The sequence below is a fragment of the Rhodococcus sp. NPDC054953 genome, assembly GCF_053609225.1.
Genome location: NZ_JBSGXD010000018.1, coordinates 93,537 through 104,690 on the forward strand (window position 1 = coordinate 93,537; position 11,154 = coordinate 104,690).

Below are 11,154 nucleotides of genomic sequence, written 5' to 3' on the forward strand. Positions count from 1 at the left end.
GTACAAAAGTGTTTGGGGGCCTGTGGGGGTTTAATGGGGACCCGGATGCGGTTGGGCTGGACAATGGGGGGGGCGGGGGCGGGCCCGAGGTCGGTGGCGGCGGAACGCGACTCAGATCGTCGCGGCGACTTTCCATGCCGAGTGCATCGCACCCTCGATGTAGTCGACGGATCCGGCGTCGCCGACAACGCGGACGTCGACGCCGTCCGCGGCGAGCGCGTCGGCGAGCGGTGCCGACGCCGAGACCCCGGTGGCCACCACGACCAGCGAGGCGGGCACCGTGAGGGTTTCGCCGCCAGCGGTGAACTCGACGGTCTTGCGGGTGATCCGGGTGACCGTCGCCGTGCGGTGGATGTTCACGCCGACCTCGCGGGCGTGCTTGACCGCGGTCCAGCGGCGCGGCATCGCCATCGGCACGCCGAGCTGCTTGCCCTCCTCGATCAGGGTGACGCGGCTGCCGCGTTCGGCGAGGAACTCGGCGAGCTCGAGACCGACCAGCGAGCCGCCGATCACGACGACGTTCCTCGCCATCGGGACGAACCGCAGGAAGCGGCTGCTCAGGTCACGAATCCGGTTTGCGCTCTTGGTGATTCCGGTCAGCCCCGCCACCTTGCCGAGGGTGCGGAAGAGCAGCGACTGGTCGGAGACGTCGCCAGACCCGGTCATCAGCGCGCGCATCGTGTCACCGGTCTGCACGTGCGGCAGGTCGCCGCCGGGCACGTTCGGGCGTGCGCGCACCGCGCCGGTCGCGACGATGACGGCGTCCGGAGCGAGCGCACGCACCGACGCCGCGGTGGCCGCGGTGTTGAGTCGGACCTCGACGCCGAGCCGTGCGGTCTCGCCGGCCAGCCAGTCCAGCAGGCGGCCGTTGTCGGGGGTAGTGAGGCTGGAGAACCACAGGGTGCCGCCGAGCCGGTCCGACTTCTCCAGGACGGTGACCCGGTGGCCGCGCTCGGCGGCGATCCGGGCGGATTCGAGCCCGCCCGGGCCGGAGCCGACGACGACGACGTGCTTGCGGGCCTTGATCGCGGGGAACGGCAGCAGGGTCTCGTTGCCGAGGGTGGGGTTGACCGCGCACAGCGGGGTGTCGTCCCAGAAGTTCTCCTGCACGCACACGTAGCAGTTGATGCAGGGCCGGACCTGCGCGGCGCGGCCCTCCTTCAGCTTGTTCACCAGCCCGGGATCGGCAAGCAGCTGCCTGCCCATCGCCGCGAAGTCGGTGCGGCCCTCGGCGATCAGCCGCTCGCTGACGTCGGGCAGCATCCGGCCGACGGTGATCACCGGAATCGAGACCGCGCGCTTGATGACCGACGCGTTGTCGGTGTAGTAGCCGACCTTGTCCGGCAGCGGGCCGTCGGTGAAGTTCGCGAACGCGTTGAGTGCGGTGCCGGTGACGTGGATGGCGTCCGCACCGGCCCGCTCGAACAGGACGGCGGCGGCGGCCGCCTCGTCGGCGGTCAGCCCGTCGGATTCGCCGTACTCCTGGCCCGCGACGCGCACGATGATCGCCAGGTCGTCGCCGGCGCGCTCCTTGACGGCGCGGATCACCTCGCAGGCGAGCCGGGCGCGGTTCTCCAGCGACCCGCCGTACTCGTCGGTGCGCTGGTTCGAGTAGCGGCTCAGGAATCCGCCGAGCACGTAGTTGTGTGCGCAGTGGATCTCGACGGCATCGACACCCGCCTTGCGGACCCGCTCGGCGGCGTCCGCGAACATCGTCACCAGCCACGCCAGGTCGTCGTGCGTTGCCTCCCGGTACGACGCCTTCTTGCCACCCTGGATCGCGGCCATCTTGCCGAGCTCCTCGGGCGTGCAGTCGACCATCGCGCTCATGTCGCCCGGCGGCTTCGGCTGCGACGGCACCAGCATCGCGCGGCCCTCGAGGGTGTCGATGCGGGCAACCCGACCGTGGTGCGTCATCTGCACGCACAGCTTGCTGCCCGCGTCGTGGACCGCGTCGGCGAGCGCCGTGAGGCCGGGAATGAACCGGTCCTCCGACAGGCCGGGCTCCTTGAGGCTGGTCGACCCGGTCGGGTACGCGACCGCGCAGCACCCGGTGATGATCAGGCCGGTGCCGCCGGCCGCGCGGGCGACGAAGTGGTCGATGTCGCCCTGGTGGATCTCGCCGTCCTCGCACAGGTTCATGTCCATCGCGGGCAGAACCACTCGATTGTCGAGGGTCATCGGCCCGATCGTGCCGGGCGCGAGGAGATGCGGGTATGTCTGGTTGCCGGTCGTCACCAGTCGAAGCTATTGACCATCCGCACCGTTCGTGCTGTCGCTCTCGCTCATCGGGACCGCCCGCGGCCGGCAGCGGCGTCCCGCGGACGGGGGACACTTGACGCACGGACCGAGAGCGGCGACGCCGTGACCGGGATTCGCACGATCGACACCCACGCACACGTGGACGCCATGGCGGTCCTGCACCTGCTGAAGGCGGACGTGCCGTGGCGGTTCCTGTCGATCCGATTCCACATCGCTCACCTGGGCGGTGACCTGCCGTTCCTGACGCAGCGCATCGAGGACAACTACGAGGACTGGGACGCCTTCCCGGACTCCCCCCGAACGCGCGGCATCCACCTACCGCCTGGAGCGAATCACTCCCCGTCCAGTTCGAGGAGCGAGACGCCGAGCGCAGTGAGCCGGAAACGCAGCGGTTTCCTCGTCACCGACTCGATGATTCCGGCCTCGTCCAGGCGCCGAAGCCGCGGGCGGACGAACTGGCTGGATCGACTCACCGCCTCGGCCAGGGTGTCCAACTTGACGGTGCGGTTCGCATCGAAGTAGTGGGCCTGGCCCAGGGTGAACAGGATCTCACCGATGGCGGCGCGATCAATCGGCGGTGTCGCCTCGTGGTCGAGCCCCACGTTCCGCGGAAACTGCTCATCCGCCAGCAGCACGCGGATAAGCGCCTCGAGTGCGTCGATCTTCTGCCTGCGCTCCGCGAGGTCGAGCAACAGGCGATGTTGCGCCTCGGCGATGATCTCCAGCATGTCGATCAGGTAGGGCGTCAGGTCTCCGCGGTTCAACGGATTCTCCGCGTCAGCGAACGCCTTGTAGTACCGATCCTTGTGGTCGGCGACGGTCGCCGACAATGCCAGACTCGCATGCGGAGCCAGCACCTGCCGGAGATCCAGCGCGAGCAGGTAGCGCCCGGTTCGGCCGTTGCCGTCGTAGAACGGGTGTGTGTACTCGAAGATGAAGTGCGCGACGATTGCTCTGATCAGCCGAGGGATCGAGTCGTCGCGTCCCTGGCTCAGCATGAGCGTCAGGGCGTGGTCAATCGCTGATTCGGGCAGCACGCCGGTGTGCACGACCTTGATGCCTGAGGTGATCGACACCGGTCCCTGCCGGAACAGCCTCCCGTCGGGGGCGTCCTCGTCGCGAATCTCGCCGTGAGTTGCCGCGTCGTAGACGGCCCGGATGTCGCCGAGTGTCTGCGGACTCTCGGCCTGGTCGTTGCCGATGTCGAGGTAGAGCCGCACCATCTCCGCGAACCGCTTGTTCGCGAGACGCTGTTCCGACTGCACCACATTGATTGCCTCGCTGATCTCCTTCCTGGTCGAGCGGACCTGTTCGATCTCGTTCGTTGCCTGGACCTCGTCGACGACCATGCGATGCAGGTAGTCGCTGCGCGCGCGGACTGGCAACCCGACCCATTCGGTCTGAATCTTGGGCTCGAAGCTCATGATCCGTTCGATCAGCGCCGCGACTTCGAGTGTCATCAGCGCGAACATCGAGTGTTCGCCAATCAATAGGTCCCAGTGGACGGCGGCGGGCGACTCGCGTCGCGCTCGTTCCTCAGCATCGGCGCCAGCACGATCTCGTTGGTGAAAGATCGACTTCAACGTCCGGTACGTCATCTGGTCCTTCCAGGTCCCTGCATCATGTAGGGACATGCCCAGGTGGTCATATTCTATCCAGATGATCGTGTAGATAAAATAGAGGCTACGTCTGTAAGTAGATGCGACGCAGACGAGTCGACCCACCCGGCGATCGGTTCGGTGATCGCCGGGCGGGCCGACTCGAAACTCTGTGGACGCACTGCGGAACGGAATCAGGCTCTCCGACCTGGACACCCAGGTCAGCGGCCCGATTCCGGCGGCAGTTTTTTACACGTCGTAGTAGAGCTGGAACTCGTAGGGGTGCGGCCGCAGGTTGACCGGGGCGATCTCCTGCTCACGCTTGATCGAGATCCAGGTCTCGATCAGGTCGGTGGTGAACACGCCACCCTCGGTGAGGTAGTCGTGGTCCTGCTCGAGGCGGTCGATGACGGCCTCGAGGCTGGTCGGGGCCTGCGGGATGTTGCGGGCCTCCTCCGGGGGGAGCTCGTAGAGGTCCTTGTCGACCGGCGCCATCGGCTCGATCTTGTTCTTGATGCCGTCCAGGCCGGCCATCATCTGCGCGGCGAAGTTCAGGTACGGGTTGCCCGAGGAGTCCGGCGCACGGAACTCAAGGCGCTTGGCCTTCGGGTTGTTTCCGGTGATCGGGATGCGGACCGCGGCGGAGCGGTTGCGCTGGCTGTACACCAGGTTGATCGGCGCCTCGTAGCCCGGAACCAGGCGGTGGTACGAGTTGATCGTCGGGTTGGTGAACGCCAGCAGCGACGGTGCGTGGTGCAGGATGCCGCCGATGTACCAGCGGGCCAGGTCGGACAGGCCCGCGTAGCCGGACTCGTCGTGGAACAGCGGCTTGCCGTCCTTCCACAGCGACTGGTGCACGTGCATGCCGGACCCGTTGTCACCGAAGAGCGGCTTCGGCATGAAGGTGGCGGACTTGCCGTGCTGCCAGCAGGTGTTCTTGACGATGTACTTGAACAGCTGCAGGTCGTCGGCCGCGGCGAGCAGGGTGTTGAACTTGTAGTTGATCTCCTGCTGGCCACCGGTGCCGACCTCGTGGTGCCCGCGCTCGAGCTCGAAGCCCGCGTTGGTCAGGTTGGTGGAGATGTCGTCACGCAGGTCGACGTAGTGGTCGTACGGGGCGACGGGGAAGTAGCCACCCTTCGGGCGGACCTTGTAGCCGAGGTTCGGGGAGCCGTCAGCGTTGCGCTCGTTGCCGGTGTTCCAGGAACCCGACACGGAGTCGAGCTGGTAGAACGCGCCGTTCATGTTCGACTCGTAGGAGACGTTGTCGAAGACGTAGAACTCGGCCTCGGCACCGAAGAAGGCGGTGTCGGCGATGCCGGTGGACTTCAGGTACTCCTCGGCCTTGCGGGCGACGTTGCGGGGGTCACGGCTGTAGGACTCGCGGGTGAACGGGTCGTGGACGAAGAAGTCCATGTTCAGCGTCTTGGCCTTGCGGAACTGGTCGATCCGCGCGGTGCTGACGTCGGGCAGCAGCATCATGTCCGACTCGTGGATGGACTGGAAGCCGCGGACCGAGGAGCCGTCGAACGCGAGACCGTCCTCGAAGACGTCCTTGTTGAACGCCGAGGCGGGGATCGAGAAGTGCTGCTGGACGCCCGGCAGGTCGCTGAACCGGATGTCGACGTACTCGACGTTTTCGTCGGCGATGTACTTGATGACCTCTTCGGCCGTGCTGAACGCCACGCTTGTGCTCCTTCAGTTGGGTCCGCGCCAGTGGTGACCATCGGGCGGGTTCGTCGAGGCGACGGTATGGACTCGGTGTTGCCCAGTAATCAAGTCCATGTTTCGCCAGTGTTACACGTCGCGATATACGACCCACGTCACATCGCCGACGCGCGCCGCCGGTGAGGTGCCGCGATGCGCCTATCCTGGACGGCATGGCGCGTATGACTGGATCTTGGCTCTCCGGCCCGGCGGCCGCACTCCCGATCGACGACGACGGTACCCCGAAGTACCGGGGGGAGCGGATCGGGTTGCCGGAGACCGGCCCGGGGTCTCTCGTCGGGAGCGGTCGCCGCATCGGGGCCCTCATGATCGACTGGCTGATGGCCGCCGGTGTCTCGGCGCTCATCTTCGCCCCGGTCGTATCGCAGATGCTCCGCGGTGAAGTCGTGGACGACCGGCCCACGCTGGTGGCGCTTGCGCTGTGGTTCGTGGTCGGAGTCGTCACGGTGACGCTGTTCTCGTTCACTCCCGGCCAGTTCATCCTGGGGCTGCAGGTCGCGCGGATCGACAAGCCGGTTCCGGTGGGCATCGTGCGGGCCCTCGCTCGGCAGGTGCTGCTCGTGTTCGTGGTGCCCGCGCTGATCACCGATATCGAGGGTCGCGGCATGCACGACCGCGCGACCGGCACCGTGCTGGTCCGCTCCCGGTAGGCGCGTCCGCCGGGTGGTACTCCACACGGTTGAGTGCTGCCCCGATGCCTGTTCTCGGCCCCACACAGCACAGAACGCTCACGACCACGTCGTTCGAATCGAGAGATTCGGCGAGAGGTGGTCGTGAGCGTTCTGTGCATCACGTGAGACGACCGCGGAAGGGCCGAGAACGCGCATCAGCGCGAAGCGCCCGCGCCAAGCGCCTACCGGCGGCGGATGGTGCGCTGCATGCCCTTCATCTTGGCGCCGCCGGGGAGCGGACCCTTCGGCATGGCCGGTCCGCCCTTGGTGCCGAGCGCGGCCAGCCGCGACTCGATCGTGTCCATCCGCTTGGTGTCGATGTTCTTGGGCAGCTTCATCAGGTACTTCTGCAGCTGTGCGAGCGGCACCTGCCCCTCGTCGTTGCCGACCACGATGTCGTAGATCGGGGTGTCGCCGACCAGGCGCGCGGTCTTCTTCTTCTCCTGCGCGAGAAGCGACTTCACCCGCTGCGGCGATCCCTCGGCGACGAAGATGACGCCCGGCCTGCCGATCACGCGGTGCACCGCATCGAGCTGGGTGGTGCCGGCGACGGTGTTGGTCACCCGCCAGCCGCCCTGCAGGTTGTCCAGCGCCCACGCCGCGGCACCCGCCTGGCCGTCCGCCTTGCCGTAGACCGTCCGCTGCACGCGGCGACCGAAGATGAGGAACGCAGCGAGCACACCGACCAGGATGCCGATCGGCAGCAGGAACCACTGGAGGCTGAACGGCAAACCGATCAGGAAGAACACGACGGCGAGGCCGACGACGGCGCCGATCATCAGCGGCAGCAGCAGCTTGTCTTCCTTGCGCTGCAGCTGGAACGCCTGCCACAGCTGACTGCGCCGTTCCTTCGACGCCGCCTTGCGGGCCGCCTTCGCCGCGGCCTTCGCTTCCTTGCTTGCCTTGCCCGCTTTACCGGTCTTGCTGCCGTTCGCCATACCCCACAGGATACGACCCGGGCGCCCGGTCGATCGCACCCGACCGGAGCGTCCGGCCGAGCACGAGCGGTCGGCGAGTCAGGCGCGGGTGAGGCGGGCGATCAGCGACCCGGCCTCCTGGGCGGCGTCGCCCCCGTCGGCGAGGTGGGCCTGACCCTCGGGGAGCGGGCGGCCGTGGTGGGCCATCGCCTGCGCGTAGAGCCGTCCGGCCCGGTAGGAGGACCGGACCAGGGGTCCCGCCATGACCCCGGCGAAGCCGAGCTCGGTGGCGAACTCGGAGTGCTCGACGAACTCCTCCGGCTTGACCCACCGTTCCACCGGATGATGCCGCGGCGACGGCCGAAGGTACTGGGTGATGGTGATGATGTCGCAGCCCGCGTCGTGCAGGTCGACCATCGCCGCCCGCACCTCCTCCGGGGTCTCACCCATGCCGAGGATCAGGTTCGACTTGGTGACCAGCCCGAAGTCGCGGGCAGCGGTGAGCACCTGGAGGGAACGTTCGTAGCGGAACGCGGGCCGGATCCGCTTGAAGATGCGGGGCACCGTCTCGAGATTGTGGGCGAGCACCTCGGGGCGGGCGTCGAACACCTCGGCCAGCAGGTCCGGGTGCGCGTGGAAGTCGGGGATCAGGTTTTCGACGCCGGTGGTCGGGTTCAGCGCGTGGATCTGCCGGACGGTCTCGGCGTACAGCCAGGCGCCCTCGTCGGGCAGGTCGTCGCGGGCCACCCCGGTGATGGTGGAGTAGCGCAGGCCCATCGACCGCACCGATTCCGCGACCCGTCGCGGCTCGTCGCGGTCGAGGGCGGCGGGCTTGCCGGTGTCGATCTGGCAGAAGTCGCATCGGCGGGTGCACTGGTCGCCGCCGATGAGGAAGGTGGCCTCCCGGTCCTCCCAGCACTCGTAGATGTTGGGGCAGCCCGCCTCCTCGCAGACCGTGTGCAGGCCCTCGGACTTCACCAGCGTCTTCAGCTCGGTGTACTCCGGACCCATTTTCGCGCGGGTCTTGATCCAGTTCGGCTTCCGCTCGATCGGGGTCTCGGCATTGCGAACCTCGATGCGGAGCAACTTGCGCCCTTGTGGGGCGGCGGCCGGTGAGTTCTCGGGTGCCACAGTCACGATGGCGATGCTACGCCCGTCACATCGGCGGCCCGCGGTCAGCCGAAGCGGTGCGTGGTGAACGCGGGCTCGGGTGCGGTTGCCGCGTCGAACGTGACCCGCTCGATGTCGTGGTCGGCCACCGGCAGCGTCCCGTCGAACGCGGCGGTGAGGGCCGCGATCACCGCCGGGATCACCTCGGTGACGGTCACCCGCCTGCCCAGTTCCCCGGTCAGCGAGCCGACGCCGGCATCGGGGATCCCGCACGGGATGATGTCGTCGAATCGGTCCAGTGCGGCATCGCAGTTGAGCGCGAACCCGTGCAGCGCGACGCCCCGTTGTACCCGAACCCCGATCGCGGCCACCTTCCGTTCGGGAAGCCACACGCCGCCGCGCAGGCCCGCGGGCAGCCACACCCCGGAGCGGCCCTCCACCCGGCCGCAGGGCAGGCCCAGGCCTGTGCAGACCGAGATGAGCGCCTCCTCGATGCGGCGGACGTAGGCGACCACGTCGACCGGTTCGGCGAGCTTGACGATCGGGTAGCCGACCAGCTGACCCGGACCGTGCCAGGTGATCTTGCCGCCGCGGTCCACGTCGATGACCGGGGTGCCGTCGGTGGGACGATCCTCCGGCTGGGTGCGGCGTCCCGCCGTGTACACCGACGGGTGCTCGAGCAGGAGCAAGGTGTCGCGGCCGCGGTCGTCGGCGCGGGCGTCCGCGAGGGTCCGCTGCAGCTCCCAGGCCTCCAGGTAGTCGACGAGACCGAGTTCACGGACCTCCAGCGGGTCGGCGCTGAACCGGGCGGACGCGGCGCTGCTGCTCATCGTCGACACGTTACGCCGGTGCCCCGGAGACGCCCGGCGACCACCCGCCGTCCCGGACGTTCGCCGGGGTCAGCGCCCGCGCTCGGCGGTCCGGAGGGCGTCGGCGATCGTGTTGTGCAGGAAGGTGAATCCCGTCGCCTCCAGAGCGCGGGGCACGGCCCGCTGGCCGTGCAGCACCGCCTCGTCGGCGAATTCCCCGACCGCGGCCCGCAGGACGACCCCGGGGACCACCCACGGCGTCGGGCGGTGCACCGCATGCCCGAACGCCCCGGTGAAGTCGCGGTTGGTCACCGGGTTCGGTGCGGTGGCGTTGACCGGGCCGGACAGTTCCGGGGTGGTCAGGGCGGCCCGGATGGCACGCACCTCGTCGTCGAGGGAAATCCAGGACAGGAACTGCCGACCGTTGCCGAGTCGGCCGCCGAGACCGGCGCGGAACAGCGGCCGCAGGCGTCCGATCAGGCCACCGGACGGGGCGATCACCGTGCCGCTGCGCAGCAGCACCGTTCGGGTTCCGGCGGCCGCGGCGGATGCGGCGGCGCGTTCCCAGTCCCGGCACAGGCCGGCGAGGAAGCCGGAACCGGCGGGGGAGTCCTCGGTGACGACGAGATCACCGGTGTCCCCGTAGAACCCGACCGCGCTGGCATTGACCAGCACCGGCACCGACCGGTCCGCGACGGCGTGTGCGAGCACGTCGGTGGGGACGATCCTGCTGTCGCGCAGCACCTGCTTGTATGCGCCGGACCAGCGCCGGTCACCGATCCCGGCGCCGCAGAGGTTCACCACGGCGTCGGCGCCGTCCAGGGCGCGGGAGTCGACCCGGCCCCGTTCCGGATCCCACCGGAACTCGTCGCGGCCGGCGACCGGACGCCGAACCAGCCTGTCGACCTGATGCCCGTCCGCGCGCAGCGCCGCGGCGAGGGCGGTTCCGATGAGGCCGGACGACCCGGCAATGGTCACGCGCATGGTTCGGGACTCCTCCGATGCCGGGGGTGACGGGCACCGTCGACCGGTCCACCGGGCCGAATGTGCCCCTCACCCGGAAACGGGCGGGGGCACCACCGACATCGCGATGGTGCCCCCGCCCGCCAGTGCCGGGTTGACCTACAGGCCGAGGTCGGCGTCGAACGCCGCGTCCTCGAGCCGCTGCTTGATCGTGGTCAGGAACCGACCCGCGTCGGCGCCGTCGACCAGGCGGTGATCGTAGGTGAGCGGCAGGTAGCACATCGACCGGACGCCGATGGACTCGTTTCCGTTGTCGTCGGTCACCACCATCGGACGCTTGACGATCGCGCCGGTGCCGAGCATCGCGGCCTGCGGCGGCACCAGGATCGGGGTGTCGAACAGGGCACCCTGGCTGCCGATGTTGGTGATCGTGAACGTGCCGCCAGCCAGCTCGTCCGGCTTGAGGCCACCCGAGCGGGCACGCTTGGCGATGTCGGCGATCGCGCGGGCCAGCCCGGCCAGCGACAGGTCACCCGCGTTGTGGATCACCGGGGAGAGCAGGCCCTGCTCGGTGTCCACCGCGATGCCGAGGTGCACGGCCGCGTGGTAGGTGATCTCCTTGGTGCCCTCGTCGTAGCTGGCGTTGACGTTCGGGTGCGCCCCGAGCGCCTCGACGACGGCCTTGGCGAAGAACGGCAGGAAGGTCAGGTTGACGCCCTCGCGGTCGGCGAACCCGGCCTTGGCCTGCGAGCGCAGCGCCGCAACCTTGGTGACGTCGACCTCGAAGGTCTGGGTCAGCTGCGCGGTGGTCTGCAGCGACTCCCGGGTCTTGGTCGCCGTGATCTGACGGATCCGGTTCGCCTTCTGCGTGGTGCCGCGCAGGTGCGCGAGCTCCGGACGCACACCGGCGGGGGTCGCGGCGGCGGCGGGGGCCGCGGCAGCCGGTGCGGCCGGTGCCGCGGCGGGAGCCTTCTTGGTCTCCGCGGCCGCGAGGACGTCCTGCTTGCGGATGCGACCACCGACACCGGTGCCGGTCACGGCCGCCAGGTCGACGCCGTTCTCCGCCGCGAGCTTGCGGACGAGCGGGGTCACGTAG

Annotated in this window: 9 protein-coding genes; 1 reads left to right on the top strand and 8 read right to left on the bottom strand. The window is 68.8% G+C overall.

All coding sequences use genetic code 11. The annotated features are described in order from the left end of the window. Positions 1-111: 111 nt before the first annotated feature. The 3 genes from ACWF62_RS14120 to glnA all read right to left on the bottom strand — a co-directional run bounded on the left by ACWF62_RS14120 (position 112) and on the right by glnA (position 5,546). On the bottom strand, positions 112-2,238 hold the full coding sequence (locus tag ACWF62_RS14120) for an oxidoreductase (protein ID WP_378508392.1): 2,127 nt from the start codon (positions 2,236-2,238) through the stop codon (positions 112-114). Positions 2,239-2,594: 356 nt separating this feature from the next. Then, positions 2,595-3,860: a Fic family protein gene (locus tag ACWF62_RS14125; protein ID WP_452630377.1), complete on the bottom strand. Its 1,266-nt coding sequence runs from the start codon at positions 3,858-3,860 to the stop codon at positions 2,595-2,597. 249 nt (positions 3,861-4,109) lie between these two features. Next, positions 4,110-5,546, bottom strand: a complete 1,437-nt coding sequence (glnA, locus tag ACWF62_RS14130) for a type I glutamate--ammonia ligase (RefSeq protein ID WP_378508394.1) — start codon at positions 5,544-5,546, stop codon at positions 4,110-4,112. A gap of 194 nt (positions 5,547-5,740) precedes the next feature. Here glnA and ACWF62_RS14135 point away from each other — a divergent pair, with 194 nt between their 5' ends. Then, the gene (locus ACWF62_RS14135) at positions 5,741-6,238 is read left to right on the top strand and encodes an RDD family protein (protein WP_378508395.1); all 498 of its coding nucleotides are present in this window, start codon (positions 5,741-5,743) and stop codon (positions 6,236-6,238) included. Between the two features lie 203 nt (positions 6,239-6,441). Here the strand turns inward: ACWF62_RS14135 and ACWF62_RS14140 are convergent, their stop codons facing one another. From ACWF62_RS14140 to sucB, 5 genes are all read right to left on the bottom strand, one after another. Then, positions 6,442-7,197 carry a DUF4191 domain-containing protein gene (locus ACWF62_RS14140; protein WP_452630378.1) on the bottom strand — a complete coding sequence of 252 codons (756 nt, stop codon included), beginning with the start codon at positions 7,195-7,197 and terminating at the stop codon, positions 6,442-6,444. 78 nt (positions 7,198-7,275) lie between these two features. Next, positions 7,276-8,307 (bottom strand): lipoyl synthase, encoded by a 1,032-nt coding sequence (gene lipA, locus ACWF62_RS14145; protein WP_378508435.1) that lies wholly within the window; start codon positions 8,305-8,307, stop codon positions 7,276-7,278. 44 nt (positions 8,308-8,351) lie between these two features. Continuing rightward, positions 8,352-9,116 (bottom strand): lipoyl(octanoyl) transferase LipB, encoded by a 765-nt coding sequence (gene lipB / locus ACWF62_RS14150; RefSeq protein WP_378508397.1) that lies wholly within the window; start codon positions 9,114-9,116, stop codon positions 8,352-8,354. A gap of 69 nt (positions 9,117-9,185) precedes the next feature. Continuing rightward, positions 9,186-10,079 (bottom strand): TIGR01777 family oxidoreductase, encoded by an 894-nt coding sequence (locus ACWF62_RS14155; protein ID WP_378570473.1) that lies wholly within the window; start codon positions 10,077-10,079, stop codon positions 9,186-9,188. Between the two features lie 138 nt (positions 10,080-10,217). Then, on the bottom strand, positions 10,218-11,154 hold a 937-nt coding region (sucB, locus tag ACWF62_RS14160; RefSeq protein WP_452630379.1), incomplete at its 5' end, for a 2-oxoglutarate dehydrogenase, E2 component, dihydrolipoamide succinyltransferase.